23 protein-coding genes are annotated in these 24,664 nt (G+C 66.6%); 8 read left to right on the top strand and 15 right to left on the bottom strand.

Translation table 11 applies throughout. From position 1 onward, the window contains the following. Positions 1 to 4: 4 nt before the first annotated feature. The 3 genes from ACIP21_RS13325 to ACIP21_RS13315 all read right to left on the bottom strand — a co-directional run bounded on the left by ACIP21_RS13325 (position 5) and on the right by ACIP21_RS13315 (position 2,572). Complete coding sequence (locus ACIP21_RS13325; protein ID WP_400688090.1) at positions 5 to 616, bottom strand: cell wall hydrolase; 612 nt, start codon at positions 614 to 616, stop codon at positions 5 to 7. A 34-nt stretch (positions 617 to 650) separates the two neighbouring features. Beyond that, positions 651 to 1,568, bottom strand: a complete 918-nt coding sequence (locus tag ACIP21_RS13320) for an AEC family transporter (protein WP_400688088.1) — start codon at positions 1,566 to 1,568, stop codon at positions 651 to 653. 140 nt (positions 1,569 to 1,708) lie between these two features. Then, on the bottom strand, positions 1,709 to 2,572 hold the full coding sequence (locus ACIP21_RS13315; RefSeq protein WP_400688086.1) for a LysR family transcriptional regulator: 864 nt from the start codon (positions 2,570 to 2,572) through the stop codon (positions 1,709 to 1,711). A gap of 126 nt (positions 2,573 to 2,698) precedes the next feature. Between ACIP21_RS13315 and sodC the strand changes: the two genes are divergently transcribed. After that, positions 2,699 to 3,214 (top strand): superoxide dismutase [Cu-Zn] SodC, encoded by a 516-nt coding sequence (gene sodC / locus ACIP21_RS13310; RefSeq protein ID WP_400688084.1) that lies wholly within the window; start codon positions 2,699 to 2,701, stop codon positions 3,212 to 3,214. Positions 3,215 to 3,264: 50 nt separating this feature from the next. Here the strand turns inward: sodC and ACIP21_RS13305 are convergent, their stop codons facing one another. Beyond that, positions 3,265 to 4,185, bottom strand: a complete 921-nt coding sequence (locus ACIP21_RS13305; protein ID WP_400688082.1) for a LysR substrate-binding domain-containing protein — start codon at positions 4,183 to 4,185, stop codon at positions 3,265 to 3,267. A 149-nt stretch (positions 4,186 to 4,334) separates the two neighbouring features. Between ACIP21_RS13305 and ACIP21_RS13300 the strand changes: the two genes are divergently transcribed. Then, positions 4,335 to 4,472 (top strand): hypothetical protein, encoded by a 138-nt coding sequence (locus ACIP21_RS13300; RefSeq protein ID WP_400688080.1) that lies wholly within the window; start codon positions 4,335 to 4,337, stop codon positions 4,470 to 4,472. Between the two features lie 55 nt (positions 4,473 to 4,527). Here the strand turns inward: ACIP21_RS13300 and ACIP21_RS13295 are convergent, their stop codons facing one another. Together ACIP21_RS13295 and ACIP21_RS13290 are read right to left on the bottom strand one after the other, a co-directional pair. Beyond that, on the bottom strand, positions 4,528 to 5,124 hold the full coding sequence (locus tag ACIP21_RS13295; RefSeq protein WP_400688078.1) for an START domain-containing protein: 597 nt from the start codon (positions 5,122 to 5,124) through the stop codon (positions 4,528 to 4,530). Between the two features lie 91 nt (positions 5,125 to 5,215). After that, the gene (locus ACIP21_RS13290; protein ID WP_060512301.1) at positions 5,216 to 6,052 is read right to left on the bottom strand and encodes a bifunctional allantoicase/(S)-ureidoglycine aminohydrolase; all 837 of its coding nucleotides are present in this window, start codon (positions 6,050 to 6,052) and stop codon (positions 5,216 to 5,218) included. A 216-nt stretch (positions 6,053 to 6,268) separates the two neighbouring features. On the opposite strand from ACIP21_RS13290, the gene ACIP21_RS13285 reads away from it, so the two are divergent. Beyond that, on the top strand, positions 6,269 to 7,147 hold the full coding sequence (locus ACIP21_RS13285; protein WP_400688076.1) for a hypothetical protein: 879 nt from the start codon (positions 6,269 to 6,271) through the stop codon (positions 7,145 to 7,147). On the opposite strand, the gene ACIP21_RS13280 is transcribed toward ACIP21_RS13285, so the two are convergent. From ACIP21_RS13280 to ACIP21_RS13250, 7 genes are all read right to left on the bottom strand, one after another. Then, positions 7,144 to 8,028: a DMT family transporter gene (locus tag ACIP21_RS13280; protein WP_400688074.1), complete on the bottom strand. Its 885-nt coding sequence runs from the start codon at positions 8,026 to 8,028 to the stop codon at positions 7,144 to 7,146. The two genes, ACIP21_RS13285 and ACIP21_RS13280, sit on opposite strands and share 4 nt — an antisense overlap. A gap of 173 nt (positions 8,029 to 8,201) precedes the next feature. After that, complete coding sequence (locus ACIP21_RS13275; protein ID WP_400688072.1) at positions 8,202 to 8,864, bottom strand: class I SAM-dependent methyltransferase; 663 nt, start codon at positions 8,862 to 8,864, stop codon at positions 8,202 to 8,204. A gap of 26 nt (positions 8,865 to 8,890) precedes the next feature. Beyond that, on the bottom strand, positions 8,891 to 9,712 hold the full coding sequence (locus ACIP21_RS13270) for a phosphatase PAP2 family protein (RefSeq protein WP_400688070.1): 822 nt from the start codon (positions 9,710 to 9,712) through the stop codon (positions 8,891 to 8,893). Positions 9,713 to 9,714: 2 nt separating this feature from the next. Further along, the gene (locus tag ACIP21_RS13265) at positions 9,715 to 10,389 is read right to left on the bottom strand and encodes a histidine phosphatase family protein (RefSeq protein WP_400688068.1); all 675 of its coding nucleotides are present in this window, start codon (positions 10,387 to 10,389) and stop codon (positions 9,715 to 9,717) included. A gap of 117 nt (positions 10,390 to 10,506) precedes the next feature. Further along, positions 10,507 to 11,880, bottom strand: coding sequence for an efflux transporter outer membrane subunit (locus ACIP21_RS13260; protein ID WP_400688066.1), 1,374 nt, complete (start codon positions 11,878 to 11,880; stop codon positions 10,507 to 10,509). Continuing rightward, positions 11,880 to 15,011 carry an efflux RND transporter permease subunit gene (locus ACIP21_RS13255; RefSeq protein ID WP_400688064.1) on the bottom strand — a complete coding sequence of 1,044 codons (3,132 nt, stop codon included), beginning with the start codon at positions 15,009 to 15,011 and terminating at the stop codon, positions 11,880 to 11,882. The genes ACIP21_RS13260 and ACIP21_RS13255 overlap by 1 nt, the downstream gene beginning before the upstream one ends. Before the next feature lie 10 nt (positions 15,012 to 15,021). Further along, the gene (locus ACIP21_RS13250; protein WP_400688062.1) at positions 15,022 to 16,212 is read right to left on the bottom strand and encodes an efflux RND transporter periplasmic adaptor subunit; all 1,191 of its coding nucleotides are present in this window, start codon (positions 16,210 to 16,212) and stop codon (positions 15,022 to 15,024) included. A gap of 151 nt (positions 16,213 to 16,363) precedes the next feature. Here ACIP21_RS13250 and ACIP21_RS13245 point away from each other — a divergent pair, with 151 nt between their 5' ends. From ACIP21_RS13245 to ACIP21_RS13235, 3 genes are all read left to right on the top strand, one after another. After that, positions 16,364 to 17,758: an ATP-binding protein gene (locus tag ACIP21_RS13245; protein ID WP_400688060.1), complete on the top strand. Its 1,395-nt coding sequence runs from the start codon at positions 16,364 to 16,366 to the stop codon at positions 17,756 to 17,758. Further along, complete coding sequence (locus tag ACIP21_RS13240) at positions 17,755 to 18,417, top strand: response regulator (RefSeq protein ID WP_400688058.1); 663 nt, start codon at positions 17,755 to 17,757, stop codon at positions 18,415 to 18,417. Before ACIP21_RS13245 ends, ACIP21_RS13240 begins: the two co-directional genes overlap by 4 nt. 124 nt (positions 18,418 to 18,541) lie before the next feature. Further along, positions 18,542 to 19,426 (top strand): dihydrodipicolinate synthase family protein, encoded by an 885-nt coding sequence (locus ACIP21_RS13235; RefSeq protein ID WP_400688057.1) that lies wholly within the window; start codon positions 18,542 to 18,544, stop codon positions 19,424 to 19,426. Between the two features lie 119 nt (positions 19,427 to 19,545). Here the strand turns inward: ACIP21_RS13235 and ACIP21_RS13230 are convergent, their stop codons facing one another. Next, complete coding sequence (locus ACIP21_RS13230) at positions 19,546 to 20,649, bottom strand: NADH:flavin oxidoreductase (RefSeq protein ID WP_400688055.1); 1,104 nt, start codon at positions 20,647 to 20,649, stop codon at positions 19,546 to 19,548. Positions 20,650 to 20,764: 115 nt separating this feature from the next. Here ACIP21_RS13230 and ACIP21_RS13225 point away from each other — a divergent pair, with 115 nt between their 5' ends. After that, positions 20,765 to 21,652: a LysR substrate-binding domain-containing protein gene (locus tag ACIP21_RS13225; protein WP_400688053.1), complete on the top strand. Its 888-nt coding sequence runs from the start codon at positions 20,765 to 20,767 to the stop codon at positions 21,650 to 21,652. A 116-nt stretch (positions 21,653 to 21,768) separates the two neighbouring features. Here ACIP21_RS13225 and ACIP21_RS13220 read toward each other — a convergent pair whose 3' ends face one another. Continuing rightward, positions 21,769 to 22,224 (bottom strand): GNAT family N-acetyltransferase, encoded by a 456-nt coding sequence (locus ACIP21_RS13220; RefSeq protein ID WP_400688051.1) that lies wholly within the window; start codon positions 22,222 to 22,224, stop codon positions 21,769 to 21,771. A 235-nt stretch (positions 22,225 to 22,459) separates the two neighbouring features. Between ACIP21_RS13220 and ACIP21_RS13215 the strand changes: the two genes are divergently transcribed. Continuing rightward, on the top strand, positions 22,460 to 24,646 hold the full coding sequence (locus ACIP21_RS13215) for a methyl-accepting chemotaxis protein (RefSeq protein ID WP_400688049.1): 2,187 nt from the start codon (positions 22,460 to 22,462) through the stop codon (positions 24,644 to 24,646). The last annotated feature ends 18 nt before the right edge of the window (positions 24,647 to 24,664 follow it).

Raw genomic sequence — 24,664 nt, 5'->3', positions numbered from 1 at the left:
GGTATCAGCGCGCCAAGGCCTGGTTAGGCTTGTAGAAAAGGAAATGCCGGGTCTCGGCGGTTTTGCGGTAAACCTTGGCCCAGTCCGGATGTACATTGCGATCGTGGAAGTACAAGGCCCCACCGGTGCTGTCTTTCAGTTGCTGATTGAGGGCCTTGCGCGCGATCTCCTTGGCGACGTCGTAGCGCCCGGCTTCCTCGACCTGATCGGAACGCCCGTCACACCACCAGGAAAACTGGCAGGCCTTGCTCTCGACACCCTGCTTGACCACGCCGCAGATGGTGTCGGGGAATCCGTCCTTGCCCAACCGGTTGATGACCACGCTGGCGACCGCGCTCATGTCCTTCTCATCGGCGCCCTTGGCTTCCCAGTAGATGGTGCGCGCCAGGCAGGTGATGCTGTCGTCCATCGGCGCCTGGCCTGCCGGGTCCACGGCCTGCACTTCGCCAGGGGTGATGGTTTCGCTTTTTTTCGGCGGTGGCGCGTCCTCGACGACTTTCTGTTCCAGCACCTGCGCCTTGTCTTCGGCCACCGCGGCCTTGGCGCTGTCAGCTGCCTGGGCGGGCCCGGCAAGCAGGACCGTGACAACAGCAATCATCGTGCAGTAGAGGCGCATGCTCGTGCTTCCGAAGGAGGGGCTGAGTCACAGTCTAGCCAAGCGAAAGCATTAGTACCAAAGGCAACGTCACGGCCGCAGCCGCGGTCTGCAGCGCGATGATGGTGGCCATCAGCGCTGCGTTGCCACCCATCTGCCGCGCCATCACATAGGACGACGACGCCGTCGGCAGCGCCTGGAACAGCACCGCCACCACCGCCGCCTGGCCACCCAGGCCAAGCAGGCGACACAAGCCCCAGGTGGTCAGCGGCATGACCAGGAACTTGAACGCCGACGCCGCCACCAGCGGCCGTACCTGCTGGCCGAGGTTGGCGCCACCGAGCGCGGCGCCCACGCACAGCAGGCCCAGGGGCAGGGCGGCCTGGCCCAGGGCCTTGACCGTGGGTTCCAGGCCGGCGGGCAAGCCCACGCCGGTGACCCGCAGCAGCAGGCCGCCGAAGCAGCCGACGATCAGCGGGTTGAGGAAGATCGCCCGCAGCACCGTGGCCGGGGAACTGTGGCGGGCGCTGAAACGGGCGAATACCAGTACGCAGAGCAGGTTGACCAGGGGCACGATGGCCGCGTTGGCCACGGCGGCCAGGGCAATCCCGGCGCTGCCGTAGAGGCCGGCGGCGAGGGTGGCGCCAATGTAGTTGTTGAAGCGCACGCCGCCCTGGAACACCGAGGTGAAGTCGGCGCCGTCGTGGCTGGCCGCGCCCTGGTACAGCACCAGCAGCAGCGCGCCGAGCACGGTCGAGAGCATCAGCACACCGACCATGCCCAGCACCGGCACGCCCTCCAGGTTGGCGGTGGCCAACCCATGGAGGAACAGCGAAGGCAGCAACACGTAATAGCTCAGGCGCTCGGCGCCCGGCCAGAAGCTTTCGGCGAGAAAACCGCGCACGCGCAGGCCGGTGCCCAGGGCGATCAGCAGAATGATGGGCAGCAGAGTGGTCAGTAGCAGATCGAGCATGGCAGGACGTTCCGTTTTCGGGTACGGCTCAGGTTAGCGTGGCTGACCGATGGGTAAAAACGTTGATTTCTGCACTGACCGTTGAGAAAAACTGCAGGGTTGGCGGTGGCGTCGCTTGACCCGTTGCCCCAGCAGGCGCCTCAGATTTCCAATGCGGTCTTGAGCACCGCACTCAGGTGCCGGCGCTGGCTCTTCTCATGCTCCAGCAGGCCCACCCGACGCACCAGCTGGGGTTCGCCGAAAGGCAGGCAGGTCGCGGCTGGCAGGCGCTGCAGGTCCTCATCCGCCATGGGAACGATCGCCACCCCGAGGCCCATCACCGCCATGCGCGCCAAGGCTTCCTGGCTGTCCAGCTCCATCTGCTCGCTCACCTGCAAATGCAGGCGGCGCAGTTCCTGTTCGATCTGCCGGCCAGCCCAGGCACGCTTGTCGAAGCGCAGGAACGGCTGGCTGGCGAGCAGCTGCGCCAGGCTGCGGTCGGCCAGTTCGGGGCTGGCGATGGCCCAGAAGCGGTCTTCGAACAGGGGCGTGAAGTCCAGGTTTTGCGGGTAGGGGCTGACAGGCTCGGTGGTGATCGCCGCGTCGAGTTCGCCATCCTCGACCCGCCGCGCCAGCTCCGCCGACATGCCCGAGGCCACGCTGATGTGCAACTGCGGATGATGGGCCTTGATCCACACCAGCGCCTGGGGCAGGCGCCGTGCCAGCACCGTGTGGATCGCGCCCAGGCGCAAGCGGCCGCGCAGGCCGGGGCCGCTGGCCAGGGTGTCGGCCAGTTCGTCGTAGGCGTTCAAGATGTTCTCGGCACGTGCCACGGCCAGCTGGCCGGCGTCTGTCAGTACCACCTGGCGACGGCTGCGGTCGAACAAGGCGACCTGCAGTTCGTCTTCCAGGGTCTTGATGTGCAGGCTTACCGCTGAAGGCGTCAGGCTGAGCAGGTCGGCGGCGCGGGCGAAGGTACCGTGGCGGGCGATGGTCACCAAGGTGCGCAGGGCTTTGAGGGACACGCAGGCAGGCTCCGGGCTGGGGGAAGTGTTTCAGTCTGTGGCCGGATGGAATGGCTGGCAAGCTGCGCAGTCTGACCTGTTACGTGGGTACGACACCCAACTCAGCCAATGCCAAGGAGATACCCCATGAAGACACTGCTGTTCACCGCGCTACTGGCCAGCGCCGGCCTGGCCCAGGCCGCTCAGACGGTGGAACTGAAAATGGCCGGGCCGGACGGTCCGGGCAAATCGATCGGCACCGTCACTATCGAACAGAACACCTACGGCACCCTGCTGACGCCGGACCTCAAGGGCCTGCCGCCTGGTGTGCACGGCTTCCACCTGCACCAGAATCCTTCCTGCGCGCCCGCCGAGGAGAACGGCAAACCGGTGCCGGCAGGTGCAGCGGGCGGTCACTGGGACCCGGATGCCCGCAAAGCGCACAAGGGCCCGTATGATGACAGCGGCCATCGTGGCGACTTGCCCGCCCTCTACGTCGGTGCCGATGGCAATGCCACCTACCCGGTGCTGGCGCCGCGCCTGAAAGCCACGGACTTCAAGGGGCATGCCCTGATGGTGCACGCCGGTGGCGACAACCATAGCGACCATCCCGAGAAACTGGGCGGCGGCGGTGCCCGTGTGGCCTGTGGCGTGGTGCAGTGAAAAACGTTCAATGGCCAGGCCCGAAGCGCTCGTAGCCGGTGGGCAGCGGCTCAGCTGCGCAGCCAGTCGACCAGCCCCAGCACGGTAGCCGTGGTGTCCCGCCCGTGGGGCACCACCAGGTAATAGGCTTCCCGCGGCCTCACCACCAGGTCGGTCAATCTCACCAGCTCGCCGGAAGCAAGCAGGTGATCGAGCATACGCCCCCAGCCCAGCGCCACCCCATGCCCATGCAACGCCGCCTGGATGGTGTCGGTGTAGAGATGGCAACGCAGGCTGTAGCGCAGCTTCGGCGGGTGCTCGCCCAGTTCGCGGAACCAGGTCGGCCAGGTCATCCAGCCTTCGGTGGTGGCGTCGGCGTCGAGCAGGTCGGTGTCATACAGCGCTTCCAGCGAGTCGGGCGCGCCATTGCGCGCCAGCCACGCGGGTGAGCACACCGGGAAGATTTCTTCCTCGAACAGTTGCACGGCGTGGCCATCCGTCCAGCGTCCATCGCCATAGCGCACCAGCAGGTCGACATCCTGATTGCGCAGGTCGCCGGTGAACATCTGCGTGGCCAGCCGCAGGCGTACCTGGGGCATGGCTTCGCGCAGCCTGCCCAGGCGTGGCATCACCCGCAACTGGGAAAACGTGGCGGTGGTGCTGAGGATCAATTCCTGCTCACTGTTGCCCTCGCCGAGGCGGTCGAACACCGCCGCAACCTTTTGCAACGACTCCGACAGCACCGAGAACAAGGCCTGGCCTTCGCTGGTCAGGCGGATGCCGCGGTGCAGGCGCTGGAACAACTGGACCCTGAGGTTTTCTTCGAGTTGCCTGACCTGCTTGCTCACGGCCGCCTGGGTCACGCCCAGTTCGCGGGCGGCCAGGGTGAAGCTGCCGTGGCGAGCCACGGCTTCGAATTCGAGGAGCGCGGTCATGGAAGGAATGATGCGCCGGTAGCCTTTGTGCGTGTTGCCATTTTCTTGTGTTTTCATGGGGCGTCCTGGCAAGGCGTGATGCGCTGGTCCGCATCGCGCGGGCACAGTAGCAAAAAAAATGCCGTGCGGTATCCCGGTATCGCATCAGGGGGTGAGTCGAGGCATAGGATCTGTCGGGCAAACGACCTCACCCTAAGGAAACCGATATGAAAATGATTGCCTTGATTGCACTGCTGGCGACCGCCGGCCTGGCCCAGGCCGCCCCGAATGACTGGCCGAACTGTCCGGAAGGCACATACCCGACCCAGGCGGGTTTCTGCCAGCCGGATTGGGACTTTGACTGATATTCAGACTGTCTTGCCCAAGGCCTTTGCGCGCTGAACCGGCGCGCAAAGGCCCTCAAGGCTGACGTTCTGCCACCGCCCTCAGGGTGCGCAATGTCACCACCGGTGCATCCACCACGAAACGGTTGGCCAGCCAGCCCGGCACATCCCCGGCCGGGTCGGCCTGCATCTGGTAGGTCACTTCCGTTTCCCGCTCGCCGAGCGGCTTCATGATCCACTCGCCGCTCAGGTGCTGCACCCGAATCAGCCCGTTTTCCTCAGGCACCTTGCCTGGGTCGGCACGCAGGTGCCGCACCAGGCTGCCATCGTCGCGTCGCTCGGTGGTGACCTTGAGCACGATGTCGCGTGGCAGCGTCGGCCACGGCAGGTCGGTGGTCAGGTACACCCAGGTGGTGTCGCCGTCGACCGAAAGCAGGCGCATCTGCGCGCAGGCATACAGCCATTTGCATGCCACCCGCAGGTTCTCCTGCAGGTCGGTCAGCGTGCGCACGCTGGCCTTCATGGTGCTGACACCGCGAAACTGCTGGTAGGGCGAGCCGGGTGCGGCGGCCAGGTACACGCGGATACCTTCCCGGTCGTAGGCGATTTTCCAGTCGTCGGCGATGGCGCAGGTGGATAGCAGCAGCAAGGCCAGCAGCAGGCAGCGGTTCATGCTGAGCACCGCGCGAGGAGGAGGGAATGTCGAGTATGCGCGGCAAACGAAAAACCCGCCAGGTTGGCGGGTTTTTCACTTCAGCCTGAACTCAACGCTGCGGGTTGAGGGTCAGGTGCACGTGACGGTTCACGTCCTTGTACAGCAGGTAGCTGAACTTGCCAGGGCCGCCGGCGTAGCAGGCCTGCGGGCAGAAGGCGCGCAGCCACATGAAGTCGCCGGCCTCCACTTCCACCCAGTCCTGGTTCAGGCGGTACACGGCCTTGCCTTCGAGCACGTACAGGCCATGTTCCATCACGTGGGTTTCGGCGAACGGAATCACGCCGCCCGGCTGGAAGGTGACGATGTTGACGTGCATGTCGTGGCGCATGTCGGCCATGTCGACGAAGCGGGTGGTGACCCAGCGGCCTTCGGTGCCCGGCATCTCGATGACGGTGGCGTTGTCGCGGTGGGTGACGAACGACTCAGGCACAGCCAGGCCTTCGACTTTCTGGTAGTGCTTGCGCAGCCAGTGGAAGGTAACGTTGGCCTTGCTGTTGTTGCGCAGGCTCCACTCGGCGCCCGGGGCCAGGAAGGCATAGCCGCCCGGGGTCAGGGTGTGGTGCTTGCCTTCGACGGTGATGTCCAGCTCGCCTTCGACGATGAACACCACGGCTTCGGCGTTGGCGTCCAGTTCAGGGCGCTCGCTGCCGCCTTCCGGGGCGACTTCGACGATGTACTGGGAGAAGGTTTCGGCGAAGCCGGTCAGCGGGCGGGCGATGACCCACATGCGCATCTTGTCCCAGAACGGCAGGTGGCTGGTGACGATGTCACGCATCACGCCTTTGGGGATCACGGCATAGGCTTCGGTGAACATGGCACGGTCAGTCAGCAGCTCGGTTTGAGCCGGGTGCCCACCGTGGGGGGCGAAGTAGGAGTGATTCGACATGAACGGTCTCGACTTGTTGTTCTCTCCCCGTGCCTTGGACCACACCGGCCGGTGCGTGCAGGGGATGCACGAACAGCATAGGGGCCTGGCCGTGGCATCCACAAATTAAATGTTGAAATACTCGACATTCACTTACTGAATGCCAATGTCGGGCTGCGACAAATTTTTCACATCCTCTTGCTAGGATTCCGGCCAATCCCGAGGAGCCCAGAATCCATGTCCATCCTGCGTCAGCGCAGCACCCGTATCGCCTTGACTACCGCCGCCGGCCTGGTGGCCGCCACCCTGGGCTTTTTCGCCTGGCAAACCTACTACCCGGTGCAGGCTGCCGCGGGCTGGGAGGTAGAGGTGCTGCACCGCGACGTGGACAAGGCGGCCTCGCTGTTGCAACAGGCCGACGGCAGTCTGCTGGTCAGCCGTGAGCTGGACGATGGCCACGGCAGCATCCTCAAGATCACCACCCACGGTGACCGCGTGGTGATGCTCGACAACCTGTCCAAGCCCGACGGCATGGTCGCCGCCGAGGGTGGCTGGGTGTTCAGCCAGGAAGGCGGCCAGGCGCCTGTGACCTTGTTCCGCGATGGGCAGTTCGTCCCGCTTTTCGAAGGCTTCAGCGTGCAGGGGCTGTGGAACGACGGCGATCGGCTGTACGCCATCGAAGACCGCAAGGGCAATGGCCGCCTCATGCGCTACGACTGGCAGAGCGGCCAGCTCGACGTGCTGCGCTCGGGCCTGAGCGAAACCGAAGGCTTGACCCGCTGCCACGATGGCCGCCTGCTGTACACCGAAAAGGCCAGCGGCCTCGTGCGGGCGTTGGCCGACGACGGCCAGGACCCGATCGTGGTCCAGGGTCTGCGTAACCCCACCTTCCTGATGTGCGACCAGCGCGGCCTGTGGATCAGCGAAGACAACACCCACCGCGCGCGCCTGCTGCGGGTCGATGCCGAGGGCACCCAGCACGTGGTGCTGACCTTCCTCAAGGCGCCGCAGTCGATCGTCGCGGATGGCAAGGGCGGCTACCTGCTGGCCGAAGGCGGGCGCAACCGCGTGCTGCACCTGACCCCGCCGGCCGCCGAGGCCACCGCCCGGCGTTAACTCGGCAGGCGCCTGCCGCGCCCCGGCAGCAGGCCCAGCACCAGCATGCAGCCGAGCAGGATGACCATGCCGCCCACAGCTTGCAACAGGCTCAAAGGTTCAGCGAGGAACAGTGCGCCGACTACCACCGCCACCAGGGTCACGACGAACTCGACGCTGATGGCCCGGGTGGCGCCGATGCGCGCCACCAGGCCGAAGTACAGCACGTAGGTGGTGGCGCTCATCACGCAGCCGCTGACCACCAGGTACATCCAGTCGGCGGCCTCGGGCAGGGTCGGCACCGGCACTACCAGCAGCAGTGGCAAGGTCAGCAGGCCACCGGCCAGAAACGCGCCGCCAGTCACGGTCCACGGGTCCTGCCCGCGCAGGTGCAGGCTGGCGTAGTTGCTGCCGAAGGCCGCGCAGACGCAGCCGAACAGCGAGGCGCCGCAGCCGTGGATGAAGTCCTCGGTCACCGGCTGTGCCGGAAAACCTACCAGCATGACCATGCCCAGCAGGCCGAGCAGCAAGCCTGCCAGGCCTTGCGGGGTGATCTTCTCCAGGCCCCAGACCCGGCCGATGATCATCGAGAACAGCGGAATGGTGGCGACGAAGATGGCCGCCATGGCTGTGCCGATGCGCGGGGTGGCGTAGGACAGGCCGATCAGTTGCCCGGCCACGGTGGTGGCGCCGACCACGATCAGGGGCTTGAGCAGCGCCCGCAAGCGCAGGGCGCGGCCGAGCAGGGCGGCGAGGATGGCCAATGTGCCGCCTGCAATCAGGGCGCGGAAGCTGACCGCGCCGACCCAGCCGAAGGCGTGCACCACCTTGAGCACCACCAGGAAGGAAAAGCCCCAGGCGATGGCCAGGAACAGATAGGCGGCGAGGTCGCGCGGTTGCATGGGGACTGGGTCCGTCCAGGGAAGGGGAACGCAGGCTAGCGGGTTGGCAGCTGGGAATTCAAGAGGGATGTTGTCTGTGCCGGCCCCTTCGCGGGTGAACCCGCTCCCACAGGTGTCCTAGGGCAATGATATCCCTGTGGGAGCGGGTTTACCCGCGAAGAGGCCAGTACAGGTTACTGAGCCACCAGTAACAACGACTGCGGCACCGGACTCTGCGGATGCTGTGGCTCCTGCAGGCTGAGCAACCGCAGTCCCGCCATGTCCAGCGCATTCAACCAACTGGCCAAGGTGCGGAAATACCACGGCATCGGCCGCCAGTTTCCGGCAAACCCGGCAAACGACTCCTCGCGCCAGCCATCCTGGTAGTCCCCGCCCGCCACGCTCCACGGGTGCAAGGTCTGGATCACCAGCACGCCGCCCGGCACCAGCAACCCCTTCATCACCGCCAGCAAGGGAATGATGTCCTGCTGCAACAGGGCGAAGTTGGCGCAGATCAGGTCGTAGCCCCTGCCGATGTCCACCTCGCCCTCCGCCAGTTGTGCATAGCTGGCCTGGTACACCGGCTTCGACCCCGCCAACCGCGCCGCCTCGACCAGCGCGGCATCGCCATCGACCCCGACGGCCTCGATGCCCCGGTCGGACAGCGCCCGCAACAGCCAGCCCTCGCCACAGCCCAGGTCGAGCACCCGCTCTGGCTGATGGCCAAGGACCGCCAGCAGGATCGCCTGGTCAGTGACCTGCCGGCGGCTTTCGATGGCGCCGCCGCGCACGGCGTCGATCCAGGCCTGGGCGTTGTGTTGCCAGCTGTTCAACAGGGCATTTTCCGGGTTGGGCATCGGCGGGGTCCTGAGTGAAGGGCTGTTCAAGCATAGGCACCGGCGCGCGGCTTGTCTGCACGCTCAGGCGCTGGCGCCTGCAGGGCCTGACGCCCGTAGCAGCCCAGGGCGCTGGCGAAACAGCTGAACCAGACGAAGATCCCGGCCCAGAAGGTGTGCGACATGAAGTGCCAGCCCTGCAGCACGCGGGTGGTGCCATAGACGAAGCCGATCAGCAGCACCGCCACCAGCAGCTTGCGTGCATGCCGCCAGCGGTGGCGCAGGGCGACGAAATACAGCGCCAGCAGGGTGAAGCCGCTGGACGCGTGGCCGCCCGGCCAGCAGCGGCCGTCGCCGGCTGCGCTGAACCAGCGAAAATTCTCGAACCATTCCACGCGGGCCTGGCTGCCGCCGTACAGCGTGGTTTCCACCGGGCAGTACACACTGGTGTGGCTTTTCAGGTAGTGGATCACTGTGGTGCTCAGGGCGAACGCGACAACCACGTAGTAAAGGTCGCGGCGATGGCGGGTGGTGAACTGCAGCACCGGGCTGATCCGGGCGGCATTCAGCCCCCGGGTGATGAACCCGTTCGGGTAGCGGCCCAGCAACGGCCAGAGGAGCGACAGCAGCGAGCCGATGATGGCCGCTTCGCCAGTCCAGTTCGGCAGGATGCGCGGCCACTTGTGGGTGAGCTTCTCGAATACTGGGTCATGCAGCAGCGGGAACTGCCCGTTGACCGGATCGAGCAGCAGGTTGCTGATCCAGCGGTCCAGTTCGGTGAGGTCGAACGCCAGGAAGGTGATGACCGCCAGCAGCAACGGCAACACCAGGTGGTTGCGGTAGAACGCCGAGGGTGATGGAGCGGACATGCTTATTTTCCTGCCTGGCTGATCAGCGTTCGCCATTGGTTGGCGTTGAGTTGCCCCAGCAACCGGGGCTTGCCGTTGCTGTCTGTGCGGATGAACAGCGCGCTGGCGTAGCCCGGGTCGCGGTCGCCGCCGGCCACGCCCAGTTGCCGTTCCAGGTGGTCGATGCAGCCGCTGTGGGTGACCAGCACCAGGTTATGGCCTTGGCGCTTGTGCGCCAGGGCGGCCTCGGCGAAGGTGTCGTCGCAACGGGCAAGCCAGTCCTGGGTCTCGATGGCCTTGCCGAAGAGGAACGAGGCGGTCTGCTGGGTGCGCACTTCGGGGCTGGCCAGGGTGTCGCTGCCGGCCAGGCCCAGGCGGCGCATGCCGCTGCCCACGGCGGCGGCGGCCCGGCTGCCTTCGACGGTGATCCCGGTTGGGTCGTCGAGGCAGGCATGCCTGGAGCGGTCGCAGCGTTCGGCATGGCGCACCAGGACGATGACTTCGTCGTTGTCCCAGGCGCTGTAGACGCCGTGGTCGTGCATGTGCTGCACGCTGCCGAGGTCGGCCACTGCTGCGCCGCGGGCTTGCCAAAGGACGAGCCCCGCCAGGGCAAGCAATGCCCCTGCCATCCAGGCCAGGGGGCGACGGCGCGTGAGGCGCGGGGTGCGCACAGAGGTCGCGAGGGTGTGTTCCAGCATGCAGCCACTCCGAAGTCCAGGGACGACGGGTGGGCCGCGACGGCGGGCCACCCGAGGATGGAGCGCACCTTAGCCGCGGGGTTGTGCTGCGCGGGTGAAGCCGATGTGAAAAAAGGGTTACCCCTGCCAGCCGCCGCCGAGGGTCTTGTACAGCGTCACCCGGTTGACCTGCTCGGCCAGTTGCAGGCTGATCAGCGCCTGCTGGGCCGTATACAGCGAGCGTTGGGCGTCGAGCACGTCGAGGAAGCTGTCGGAACCTTGCCTGTACAGTGCCAGCGACAGGGTGTAGCTGGTGTTGGTGGCCTCGGTCAGGTTGCGTTGGGCATCGAGCCGTTCGTTGATGTGGGCGCGCACCGAGAGGGCGTCGGCCACTTCGCTGAAGGCCGTCTGCAGGGTCTTCTCGTAGCTGGCCACGTCAATGTCGCGGGTTACCTTGGCGGCATCCAGGCTGGCGCGGTTGCTGCCGGCGTTGAAGATCGGCAGGTTGATCGACGGGGCGAAGCTCCAGGCGCCGCTGCCGCCCTCGAACAACCCGGCCAGCTCGCTGCTCGCGCTGCCGCCGCTGGCGGTGAGGGTGACACTGGGGAAGAACGCTGCCCGCGCCGCGCCGATGTCGGCGTTCGCAGCCTTGAGGGTGTGTTCGGCAGCCAGCACGTCCGGGCGGCGTTGCAGCAGGGTCGACGGCAAGCCGGCCGGCACGCCGACCAGCAAGGTGGTGTCGAGCGGGTCCAGGCCGGGCAGCAGCGTGTCGTCCAGGCGCTGGCCGACCAGCAGTTCCAAGGCATTGCGGTCCTGCTCGACCTGGCTTTGGTAATTGGCCGCGTCGGCGCGGGCCGATTCGACCGTGCTGCGCGCCTGGGCCAGGCTGACCCCGGACTCGCCGCCCAGGCCATGGCTCTGCTGCACCAGGGCGTAGGTCTTCTGCTGGCTGGCGTAGGTGTCGTTGGCCAGCTTGAGCAGTTGCTGGTCGGCGGCCAGGGTCATCCAGGCGCTGGCCACTTCGGCCACCAGGCTGAGCTGCGTGCTGCGGCGGGTCTGCTCCAGCGCCAGGTATTTCTCCAGGGCGGCATCCTTGAGGTTGCCCAGGCGGCCGAACAGGTCCACTTCATAGTTGCTGATCCCGAGGCCCACGCTGTACTGGCTGCTGACCGCCGTGCTGGCGTTGGACAGCGCCCGCTGGCGGGTGCCATCGGCGCTGGCCGACACCGCCGGGAACAGCTCGGCACGCTGGATGCGGTACTGCGCCCGCTGGTACTCGACGTTCAGCGCCGCGACCCGCAGGTCGCGGTTGTTGGCCAGGGCCTGGGCGACGGTATCGCGCAGGCGGGTGTCGACGAACAGCGCTTGCCAGCCGATGTCGGCGTTGCTGGCGCTGCTGGTGGTGGTGCTCGGCCACTGCTCGGCCACCGGCGCCGCCGGGCGCTGGTAGTCGGGGGCCAGGTTGACGCAGCCGGTCAGGGCCAGCGCCAGTACCAAAGGGGTCAGTCGCATCAGGCTTCTCCTGCAACGTGGTCGGCAGTGGCGGCACGGCGGCCAGCCAGGCGCTGCACCAGCACATAGAACAAGGGGATGAAGAACAGGCCGAGCACGGTGGCGGCGAGCATGCCGCCGAGCACACCGGTGCCGATGGCCTGGCGCCCGCCGGCACCGGCACCGCTGCTCAAGGCCAGTGGCAGCACGCCGAGGATGAACGCCAGCGAGGTCATCAGCACCGGGCGCAGGCGGATGCGCACGGCCTCCAGGGTGGCGCCGAGCAGATCCTGGCCGCGTTCGTAGCCTTCCTTGGCGAACTCGACGATGAGGATCGCGTTCTTCGCCGCCAGGCCCACCGTGGTCAGCAGGCCGACCTGGAAGTACACGTCGTTGGCCAGCCCGCGCAGCCCGGTCAGCAGCAGCGCACCGAGGATGCCCACCGGCACCACCAGCATCACCGCGAACGGCACCGACCAGCTTTCGTACAGGGCCGCCAGGCACAGGAACACGAACAGGATCGAAATCGCGTACAGCAGCGGGGCCTGGTTGCCGGCCAGGCGTTCCTGGTACGACTGCCCGGTCCAGGCGTAGCCGATACCCTCGGGCAACTGGCCCATGATCTGCTCGACCGCGGCCATGGCATCGCCGGAGCTGACGCCCGCCGCCGGCTCGCCGACCAGCTCGTAGGCACCGAAGCCGTTGAAGCGCTCCAGCAGCGGCGAGGCGGTGCTCCACGAGGTGCTGGTGAACGCCGACAGCGGCACCATGGCATCGCTGTCGTTGCGCACGTACCAGGCGCCGATGTCCTCGGCCTGCATGCGCTTGTCGGCTTCACCCTGCAGGTAGACTTTCTTCACCCGCCCGGCGTCGATGAAGTCGTTGACGTAGCTGCCGCCCATCACCGTGCTCAGGGTGGCGTTGATGTCGCTGGCCGAGACGCCCATGGCCCCGGCCTTGCGGTCGTCGATGGCGACGTTCAGCTGTGGGGTGTCTTCCAGGCCCTGGGCGCGGACGTTGGCCAGGCGCGGATCCTTGGCCGCCAGGGCGATGAACTGGTCACGGGCCTTGAGCAGTTCGGCGTGGCCGAGGCCGGCCAGGTCCTGCAGCTGCACATCGAAGCCGGAACTCTGGCCCAGGCCCTGGATGGCCGGTGGGGCGATGACGAACACGTTGGCGTCGAGGATCGACGACAGTGCCATGTTCGCCCTGCGCGCCACGGCCGCCGCGCCGTGCTCCTCGCCCTGGCGTTGGCTCCAGTCCTTGAGCTTGATGAAGCCGCGCCCGGCGTTCTGCGCATTGCCGCCGTTGCCCAGGCCGCGCACGGTGAGGATCGAGTCGACCTCCGGCTGCTGCAGCATGTAGTCCTGCACCTGGCGGCTGACCGCCTGCAGGCGCTCGTCGGTGCCGCCGACCGGCAAGGTCATCTGCATCATCAGCATGCCCTGGTCTTCCTCGGGCAGGAACGCCGTCGGCAGCTTGTGGAACATCAGCGCCACGCCACCGAGCAGCAGCGCATACACCAGCAGCGCCCGCAGGGGCCGGGCCAGTACGTTGCCGACACTGCGCTGATAGCGCCCGCTGGTGCGTTCGAAGGTGCGGTTGAACCAGCCGAAGAAGCCCCGGCGCGGTTCGCCAGGGTGCGCCCCCGGCTTGAGCAGCGTGGCGCACAGGGCCGGGGTCAGGGTCATGGCCACCAGCACCGACAGCGCCATGGCCGCCACCAGGGTCACCGAGAACTGCCGGTAGATCACCCCGGTGGAGCCGCCGAAGAAGGCCATCGGAATGAACACCGCCGACAGCACCACGGCGATGCCGACCAGCGCGCCGCTGATCTCGCCCATCGACTGGCGCGTCGCCTCGCGCGGCGCCAGGCCTTTTTCGGCCATGATCCGCTCGACGTTCTCCACCACCACGATGGCATCGTCCACCAGCAAGCCGATGGCCAGCACCATGCCGAACATGGTCAGGGTGTTGATCGAGTAACCGAGCAAGGCCAGCACGCCGAACGTACCGAGTAGTACGACCGGTACGGCGATCGCGGGGATCAGCGTGGCGCGCAGGTTCTGCATGAACAGGTACATGATCAGCACCACCAGGGCGATGGCCTCGAACAGGGTCTTGACCACTTCCTCGATGGAGATCTTCACGAACGGCGCGGTGTTGTAGGCCACCTCGCTGCGCAGCTGCAGCTTGCTCGGGAAGAACTGTTCGAGCTCCGCGAGCTTGGCCTGCACCGCTTCGGACACGTCGAGGGCATTGGCACCGGTGGCCAGGCTCACCGCGAGGCCTCCCGAAGGCCGGCCATTGTGCTCGGCAACCACGTCGTAGCTTTCGCTGCCTAGCTCCACCCGGGCCACGTCGGCCAGGGTGACCACGGCGCCGGCGCTGTTGTGCTTGAGCACCAGTTGGCGAAACTGCGCGGCGGTCTGCAGCTTGCTGCGGGCATTGATGGTGGCGTTGAGCTGCTGGCCGGCGCGGGCGGGCAGGGCGCCGAGCTGGCCGGCCGAGGTGTCGACGTTCTGCGCTTGCAGGGCGCTGCTGACGTCAGAGGGCATCAGCGCGTACTGCTTGAGCTTGTCCGGGTCGAGCCAGATGCGCATGGCGTAGCTCGAACCCAGGGTGGTCACCTGGCCGACGCCGCTGACACGGCTGATCTGGTCGTACAGGGTGCTGGAGATGAAGTCGCTGATGTCGGTGGCGCTGACGTCGGGGTTGTCCGACACCAGGGAGACGATGATCAGGAAGTCGCTGGCCGAGTTGTGGATCTCGATGCCTTGCTGCTGCACCGTGTCGGGCAGGCGCGCCTTGGCCTGCTCCAGCTTGGTCTGCACCAGCATCTGCGCGGTGTTGACGTCGGTGCCGGCGGCGAAGGTCAGGTTCACCTTGGCGCTGCCGGACGAACTGCTGCTCGATGACATGTAGGTGAGGCCGTCGAGGCCGGTCATCTGCTGTTCGATGACCTGGGTCACCGAGTCTTCCATGGTCTTGGCCGAAGCGCCGGTGTAGGTGGCGCTGAGGCTGATCTGCGGCGGCGCGATGGTGGGGTACTGGGCCAGCGGCAGCTGGAAGATGGCCAGGCCGCCGCCGAGCATCACCAGGATGGCGATGACCCAGGCGAAGATCGGCCGGTCGATGAAGAAACGTGCCATGTAATACGCCTCAGTGACTGTCGTTGATGGCGGTGAGGGCCTTGTCCTGGCCCTGGATCTGCACCTGCTGGCCGACGCGGACCTTCTGCAGGCCCTGGACGATCACCTGGTCGCCCGCAGCCAGGCCCTGGCTGACCCACCAGCGGTTGTCCACGGCGCGGGCCAGGGTCAGCTCGCGCTGCTGCACCTTGCCGTCGACCACCACCATTGCCGTGGCCCCGCCGCGCTCGTCGCGGCTCACGGCCTGTTGCGGCACCAGGATGGCGTCGTGCTGGACGCCTTCCTGCAACGTCGCTTTCAGGTACATCCCGGGCATCAGCAGGCCGTCCGGGTTGGGCACCACGGCGCGGAAGGTGACGCTGCCAGTGCTCTCGTCGACGCTGACGCCGTTGAAGGTCAGGGTGCCGGCATGGGCGTAGGTGCTGCCGTCTTCCAGCTCCAGGGTGATACGCGTGGCGTCCTGTTGCTCGCTCCTGGCCAGCTTGCCTTCGGCCAGTTCGCGCTTGAAACGCAGCAGGGTGCTGCTGGGCTGGGTGAAGTCGACGTAGATCGGGTCCAGCTGCTGCACGGTGGTCAGCGCCGTGGTCTGCTCGGCGGTCACCAGCGCGCCGGGGGTTACCGAGGAGGTCGCGGTGCGGCCAGCGATGGGCGCGGTGATGCGGGTGTAGTCCAGGTTGATCTGGGCGCTGTGCTGGGCGGCCAGGGCCGATTGCAGGCTGGCACGGGCTTCGAGCAGGGCGGCCTGGGCGCTCTCGTTGCTTTCGGCGCTGATGGCGTCGATCTTCACCAGCTGCGCGTCGCGCTTGGCCTTGAGCTCAGCGGCCTTGAGCGTGGCGCGGGCCGAGCTGACGGTGGCCTGGGCCTGGGCCAACGCGGCCTGGTAAGTCTGCGGGTCGATCTGGTACAGCGCCTGGCCGGCCTCGACCGTGTCGCCCTCGTTGAACAGGCGCTTGTGGATGATGCCGCCGACCTGCGGGCGGATCTCGGCCACCAGGTGTGCGGTGGCGCGGCCGGGCAGGGTGGTGGTCAGTGCCTGGGCAGCGGCGGCCACCTCATACACCGCCACTTGCTGCACGGGCGCTTGTGCGGCGGCGGTCTCGGCCTCACGGCAACCGCCGATCGCCAGCAGGCCGGCGCCGAGCAGCAGGGCGCGGGCCAGGGGCGAACGGGCAAACATCAACGAGTGGAACAAAGTAGGCATCGCAGGCTCCGAGCCGGTGGATTTCGATGCCCGCAGCCTGTTCGGCAATTGTGCAGCCAATGTGCAGAAAGCATGGAGTTTGCCCGGCATGCCTTGCAGGCCCTTGGCCTGCGCGCTTCAATGGCGGCATGTCCAGTGTGCCGGCGGTGCCATGAGAGTCAGCCTTTCCCGCAAGTTCTTCCTCGCCATGCTCGCGGTGTGCGCGTTCGCCGTGCTGGGCATGGTGTTCGCCGCCTACGTCAGCCTGAAGTACGGCTTTCTCGGCTACCTCAACCAGCAGGCCGAGGAGCGCATGGAGCGCATCGTCCCGCGGGTCGAGCAGGCCTATGCGCGCAACGGCAGCTGGGACTTCATCCGCCGCGACAAGGACCAGTGGTTCGAGCTGCTGCGCCCGGACGACGCCCAGCCGGACAAGACCTTCGACCCCAGCCTGCTGACCGTCTCCGACCTTACCGGCGCGTTCGTGCGCTTTGCCCTGCTCGATGCCGACCGCCAGCCGATCATTGGCTACCAGGCCGCCAGCCGCGACATGCTGCTGCGGCCGATCCACCACCAGGGCCAGGTGGTCGGCTGGATGGCCCTGGCGCCGTTGCAGTCGGTGACCAGCGTCGGCGACCGGCGCTTCCAGCTCAACCAGCTGCGCTCCAGCCTGCTGATCGGCCTGGCCTGCCTGCTGGCCACGGCGGTGATCGCCTGGTGGCTGAGCCGTGCGCTGCTGCGGCCGATCCGCGAGGTGGCCAGCGCTACCCACCGCCTGGCGGCCGGCGACTACGCCGTCCAGCTGCCGGTGCGCTCGGCCGACGAGGCCGGGCAACTGGCCGGCGACTTCAACCGCATGGCCGCGACCCTGGCCAGCAACGAACGCATGCGCCGGGACTTCATGGCCGACATCTCCCATGAACTGCGCACGCCGCTGGCGGTGATGCGCGCCGAGCTCGAAGCGATGGAAGACGGCATCCGCCCGCTCGACGGCAATGCCCTGCGTTCGCTGCAGGGCGAGGTGGGCGCCCTGAGCAAGCTGGTCGACGACCTGTTCGACCTGTCCCTGGCGGAAGTCGGCGGCCCCACCTACCGCCGCGAGCGCATTGACCTGCGGGTGCTGCTGCCGGTGGTGGCCGAGGCCTTCGGCGCCAGCTTCGCCGAACGCGGCCTGGCGCTGCGCGTGGAACTGCCGGCGCAGCCGCTGTGGGTGCTGGGCGACGAATCGCGCCTGGGCCAACTGCTGCACAATCTGCTGGAAAACAGCCGCCGCTACACCGATGCTGGCGGCCATACCGTGTTGCGCGCCTTGCAGGACGGTGACCAGGTGCGCGTGCAATGCGAAGACACCGCGCCCGGCGTGGACAGCGCCTCGCTGGCGCGGTTGTTCGAACGCTTCTATCGCGCCGAGCGCTCGCGCAACCGCGCCAGCGGCGGCACCGGGCTGGGCCTGGCGATCTGCCGGGGCATTGCCGAGGTGCACGGCGGCAAGCTCACCGCCAAGGCTTCGGCGCTGGGTGGGTTGTTGCTGGAACTGGCCTTGCCGGCCGCAGGAGAAAACGCATGAGCCAGATTCTGCTGGTGGAAGACGAACCCAAGCTCGCCGCACTGGTGGGCGACTACCTGCGCGTGGGCGGCCATGCGGTCGACCACCTGGCCGATGGCCTCGAGGTGATCCCGGCCATCCGCCAGGGCCATTACGACCTGATCCTGCTCGACCTGATGCTGCCCGGCCGCGACGGCCTGGACATCTGCCGCGAGCTGCGCGGCTTCAGCCAGATGCCACTGATCATGATGACCGCCCGGGTCGACGAGATCGACCGCCTGCTGGGCCTGGAGCTGGGCGCCGACGACTACATATGCAAGCCGTTCTCGCCCCGCGAGCTGGTGGCCAGGGTCAAGGCCGTGCTGCGCCGCAGCGGCGCGCAGGCGCCAAGCCTGGGGCTGGAACTCGACGCCCGCGCCTTCCAGGCCCGCTACAAGGGGGTGGCGATGGAGCTGACGCCGGTCGAGTTCCGCATGCTCGCCGCGTTGGCGGCGCGCCCTGGCCAGGTGCTGTCGCGCGACCAGCTGATGAACCACATCTACCAGGACCACCGGGTGGTCGCCGACCGCACCGTCGACAGCCATGTGAAGAACCTGCGGCGCAAGCTCACGGCCATCACTCCGGGGCATGACCCGCTGCGTTCGGTGTACGGGGTAGGCTACAGCCTGGAGTTCGAGTAATCGTTCGCACGCGCTGCGAGCATGACTTTTGGTGATCAGTAATGGGCCGTAAATGTCGCTGTGTGCGCGGCGCCGCGCTCATTACCCTTTCCTTGTGACAGCACGACAACAAGGAACCGACAAGATGACTGCTTTCCCATTCGCTGGCGTGAACCTCGCCATCACCACCCCCTTCGACGCCCAAGGCAAGATCGACTTCGCCCGCTTCGAACACCTGCTCGAGGTGTACATCGCCGCCGGTGTGCAAGGCTTCGTGCTCAGCTCTGGCACCGGCATGCACGTGTACCTGAGCAAGGACGAGTCCAAGGAGCTCATCGCCTTCGGCGCCAAGGTCATTGCTGGCCGCGCCCGGATCATCGCCCAGGCCTCGGCGCTGCTGGTCGACGAGGTGGTAGAGCGTACCCGCCACGCCAGGGACTGCGGCGCCGACGGGGTGATGGTGCTGCCACCGTTCTTCGAAGGCCCGACCGATGACCAGGGCATCATCGACTTCTACACCAGCGTTGCCGCAGCCGGCCTGCCGGTGATCGGCTACAACGTGCCCCAGGCCGTAGGCGTGGAAATCACCCCGGCGCTGTTTCGGCAACTGAGTCAGATTCCCAACTTCGTCTCGGTCAAGGACAGCAGTGGCGACCTGGCCGCCCAGGCTTCGCTGATGCGCACCGGCCTGCCAACGATGAACGGTGCCGACCCGCTGGTGCCTTACGCGCTGTATGCCGGGGCTGCCGGGTTGATCTGGGGTGGGGCGAACCTGGCGCCGAAGACCTGCGTGGCGTTGGTCAAGGCGGCCAGCGAACACCGCTGGGACGACGCCCGCGAGATCTGGAAAGCGCTGGAACCGGTGATGTCGCTGATCTGGCAGGGTGATTACGTGCAGTCGGTGTACGCCGGCGCCGAGATAATGGGGTATGGCGCCGGCCACCCGCGTCGCCCGCTGGCGCGGCTGGCGGCCGACAAGGTCGACGCCCTGCGTGTGGCCTTGGCGCCATTGAGCGAAGAGATGCGTTGATCGCACTGGCCTCTTCGCGGCTGAAGCCGCTCCCACAGGTATTGCACAAGCCATGAAACCTGTGGGAGCGGCTTTAGCCGCGAAGAAGCCAGCCCAGGCAAAGCAATTTTCAGCACCCGTCAAAGTGCCAGTTCACTGGCCTTGATATCTGCAATAGGCCCCAGCACTTCACCATCGAACGCCTTGATTGGCAGTTTCCCGACCAGCCGATTCGGATAATCCGGATTGGCCAGCGCCGCCTTGCCCAGCGCAATCACATCCGCACCCTCGGCCAATGCCTGCTGCGCGCGAGCGCTGTCATGCAGCCCACCATTGGCAATCAGCGCCAGTTTCGGCGCATACCGCCGCGCCAGCGCCACCAGGCTCTCCCCGCCCTCCTGGAATGCCGGTTGCCAGGCCTCGAACTCTGTCACATGGACAAAGTCCACGCCCGAATCCTCCAGCGTGCCGAAGATCACCTCGGCATCCACCTCCGCATTCGCCCACTTGTGCCCGAAATCATTGACCTTGCCCTGAGAGATCCGCACGCCCAGCGGCACGGCGTCGCCCACCTGCGCCCTGACCGCCTTGATCACCTCGAGCGTCAGCCCAAGCCGGTTCAGCGTGCTGCCGCCCCAGCGGTCGCTGCGCTGGTTGCTGTAGTCGGTGAGGAACTGGTCGAGCAGGTAACCATTGGCCCCGTGGATCTCGATGCCATCGAAGCCGGCCTGGCCGACCGCCAGTCGCGCTGCCTGGGCAAACCCGGCGATGGCGTCGGCGATGGCTTCATCGTCCATGGCCTTGGGCAGGTGATAGTGGCCTTCGCCGTAGTAGAAGCGCATCTGTTCACCCTTGGGGCGAATCGCCGAAGGCGCGACGGATTGCTGGCTGAAACGGTTGCCCTGGCTCAGCGCCCCGGCATGCATCAGCTGGGCGAACATGGCGCCCTGATGGGCCTGTACGGCCTCGGTGACGGTCCGCAACGCCTGCGCCTGGGCCGCGTCGGTGATGCCGGGCTGGCACCGGTAGCCTTGGGCATATTGCTGGTCGGTGTACAGGCCCTCGCTGATCACCAGGCCGAACCCGCCCTGGGCAAAGCGCGCGTAGTACTGCGCCATTGCCACGCTGGCGTGCCCGGTTTCGCTGGCGCTGACACGGGTCATGGGCGCAACGGCCAGGCGGTTGCGCAGGTGTAGGCCATTAATATCGTAGGGGGTTAATATCCCGCGGGTAGAATCAGTCACGGAGCGCCTCCTTCAGGGTCGCTTGTCGAGTCATGTGAGCCCTAGGTTAGGGCTGTACAGGGTGTCGACCAAGCCTCCGTGGTGTGATGCTGGTTTAACAGAAAAGGATAAGATCGTGCTGGTAGCCGATTTGCGTATCTTCCTCGCCGTGGCCGCCGCAGGCAGCCTGTCGGCGGCGGGGCGCCAGCAGGGCCTGGCACCGATGCAGGTGTCCCGGCGCATTGCCGCGCTGGAAGAGGAACTGGGGGTACGGCTGTTCCATCGCACCACCCGTTCGGTGGCGCTGACAGCCGAAGGCGAGGCGCTGCTGCCCTATGCGCAGACCATGGCCGAGGCGGAAGACAGCGTCCTGGGCGAACTGCGCCCGGCGTCGAAGCAGGTGACGGGCGTGCTGCGATTGACGGCGCCGAGCGTGTTCGGCCAGTCGATCGTGCTGGCGCTGTTGCCGCGCCTGCTGGAGCAGCACCCGGATTTGCGTGTGGACCTGGAGGTGTCGGACCGGGTGGTGGATATCGTTGGCCAAGGCCTGGACCTGGCCTTGCGCGTGGCGCCACTGGCCGACTCCGAGCTGGTGGCCCGGCGCATCACCGACAATCCTCGGGTGATCTGTGCATCGCCTGCCTACCTGCAACGGCATGGCCGGCCGACATGCGTGGCTGAGCTCGAGGCGCATCAGTGCATCGTCCTGCAGGCGGTGCCGCGCTGGCCTTTGCTGGTCGATGGCGTGCTGCACCGGCAACGGGTGAGCGGGCGGGTGAGCGCCAGCAGTGTCGACGCGGTAAGGGCGGCGGCGGTGCAAGGCTTGGGGATTGCCATGCTGGCGTATTGGGATGTCTATCAGCAGTTGCGCGAGGGAACGCTGGTGGCGATCGAGTTGGCCGATGCCGGGATGGAGCAACTGGCGGTGTGGGCGGTGATGCCGACGCGGCGGTTCGTGCCGGCGCGGGTGCGGGTGTTTCTGGAGATGCTGGAGGCTGAACTGAGCTCTCTGGATCAGCAGTGACGCTGCCTGCGCCGGCCTCTTCGCGGCTGAAGCCGCTCCTGCAGAGACCGCGCAACCTTGAAGTCAGCGGAAAACCTGTGGGAGCGGCTTCAGCCGCGAAGAGGCCGGCACAGGCATCACAAGGTCTTGCTCATGAACACCCGGGCAAATCCTTGCTCTTGGGCCCGGTGCGTCTCCACATAGCCAAGCCCACGATAGATCTCGATATTGTCGGTCATCCGCTCATGGGTGTAGAGCCGCACCGCGCGGCACCCGACCTGCCGCGAACGAGACTCGCACAACTGCATCAGGGCCTTGCCAATCCCTTGACCCTTGCACGCCGGCAGTACCGCGACATTGGCCAGCAGCATCTGCTCACCTTGCTGCACCATCACCACGACACCCACTATTTCGACGCCATCCACTGCGACATGCACCTCGGCCTCGTCCAGCACCTGGCGATAGTCGTCGAGCATCGGCGCCGGAGGCTTGCCGATGCGAGCGATGTAGGGCGAGTAGGCCGCCTGGATCAACGCAGTGATGGCGTCGACGTCACAGGCCTCTGCGCGGCGGAAGGTAAGTGCTGTGTGCAAGAGGGCGCCTCCGAAATGTCTGCATGAGCTTACTGTGTGCGCCCACGGCGGGCCAACAGAATTGCCCTGGCGGCGCCGTCAGGTCGCTGCGCGTGAACCCATGGGTGCCCTGTGCTGGAGCGCACCGGCGCGGGCGCACAAGGCTGGTGCGTTTTGCCGCGTCGAATGGCGGTTTCGGCCAGATAGTTAGCTTGCACACGAATTGGCGTACAACTTGCTGTCACTTTGCCATCTGATGTCGCGTATGGTGAAGATAATGACGCTTTCAAGCAGTTCCATGCAGTTGTCATCGAATGAGAAGGGCTGGCTGCCCTGGTTCGGTAAAACCGGCAAGTTCAACATGGGCTGGGCTTGCCGCCTCAACCGGGCGAGCTACCCGGTGATCGAGCAGACGTTCGAAGCCATCGCCCAGACCCGCGTGCAATTGCTGCACAACTGGGCGCGTGAGCACTGGGACCATCTGGGCGAACTGGCCGAGCAGCTTGCACCGGGCTTCAGTCAGCTCGACACCATGCTGCTGCGGGACAAGCTGGCCCAGGCCGAGGACTTTTCCGAGCTGTTTGTCGTCGATGCTGGCGGCAACGTCATCGCCTCGACCTGGCCCCAGCGCGGTACCTTGGCTGCCGAGCAGTCGGCCGCCCTGGCCCAGGGCCTCAAGGCACCGTTCCTGCACGGCCCGTATAGCGACCCGCTGACCCTGCGCATCGGCCCTTCCTCGTCGCGCTTCCACGATGAAGTGACCCTGATGTTCTACCTGCCGCTGAAAGCCGCTGGCAAGGTGGTCGGCTGCCTGTGCGGGCGCGTGCCCAACGATGTGCTGGGCGACCTGATCCAGCGCGAGGCCGGGCATATCTACGCCGAGTCGGGCGACAACTACCTGTTCATGGCGCAGTCGCGCTTCGACCCGGCCATCCAGCCAGGCACGGCGCTGTCGCGCTCGCGCTTCGAGGATGCCACCTTCAGCCACGGCGAAAACCTCAAGAGCGGCGTGCACACGCCCTGGGCCACCGTGCAGGTGCAGCGCCACACCGAGCTGGAGCTGCGCTTCACCGACCCCTCGACACGCGAATTGCACCCGGGCGTGCGCGAAACCATCCGCCGCGGCGCCAACCTGTTCGTCACCTACCCGGGCTATTCCGACTACCGCCATGTGCCGGTGGTGGGCAAGGGCGTGACCTTCCAGTTGCCGGGCTCGCCCGACCGCTGGGGCATGATGTGCGAGGCGGACCTTGAAGAGGTGTACCGCCGCCGCTCGCTGAGCTACGGGCTGATGAAACCCTTTGTCGCGACCATGGCCGGGCTGTTCGGTTGCAATTACCTGATGCAGCACTACGCCGGCTTGCCCCAGGGCTTGAACGATGCCCTCGAGGCGCTGAGCATGGTCGCCGCCACGCTGCTGTTCGGCGTGCTCGGCCCACGTAAGCTGGCTGCACGCTTGAGCGGCATGAGCGGGGTGCTGCGAACCATCGCCGAGGGCGAGGGCAACCTGCGCCAACGCCTGGACACCAGCACCCTGGCCAACGACGAGAGCGGCGACATGGCGCGCTGGATCAACAGCTTCATCGACCGCCTCGACGCGGTGGTCGGCCAGGTGGTCAAGGCCAGCCGCACGGTCGGGGCCACCAACCAGATGATGCTCGGCCGCAGCCAGGACGCCAGCGTCACCTCGACCGACGTGGCCGATGCCGTGCACCAGATGATGATCATCATGGAGGAGCAACTGGGCGAACTGCAGCAAGCCTCGGTCAGCGCCGAGCAGATGAAGCAGGCCATGGACGAAGTGGTGAGCCGTGCCCGCGAGCAGTACCTGGCGGTGCAGGCCGGCACCCAGTCGATCCGCGACGTGGTGGCGCGCTCGTCATCCAGCGTGCAGCGGCTCGACAGCCGCATGGCCGAGATCGGCAACATCACCGGGCTGATCAGCGACATCACCAACCAGACCAACCTGCTGGCGCTCAATGCCGCCATCGAAGCGGCCCGTGCCGGCGAGCATGGCCGGGGGTTCGCCGTGGTGGCCGACGAGGTGCGCAGCCTGGCGGCGCGCACCGCCCGGGCCGCCGACGACATTCGGCACATGGTCGAAAGCCTGCAGGGCGAAACCCAGCAGGCCGTGAGCTTCATGGAGGAGGGCGTGCACAACGTCGACAACAGCCTGCGCCTGGCCGAGGATGCCTCGTCCGAGAATGTGCAACTGCACCAGGCAGTGGAGGGCATGTTCAGCATCATCCAGCAGCTCAACCGGCGCAGCCTGGAATATGGCAAGACCATCGAGCAGGTCAACCAGTCGTCCAGCGAGATGCGCCAGACGGCAGTGGTGCTGCAGAGCAGTGCGCAGAAGGTGAAGGTGGATGCCGGCAAGTTGCAGAAGCTGGTCGGGCAGTTCGAGGTCAGTGGTGATGGCGAGCGTACCGCAGCGGCTTGATGGGGTATCATCCGCGCC

Source organism: Pseudomonas sp. NPDC089401 (assembly GCF_044749485.1).
Lineage (GTDB): Bacteria > Pseudomonadota > Gammaproteobacteria > Pseudomonadales > Pseudomonadaceae > Aquipseudomonas.
Note: the sequence above shows the minus strand (reverse complement) of the source record. Positions and strands in the feature narration are given on the sequence as shown.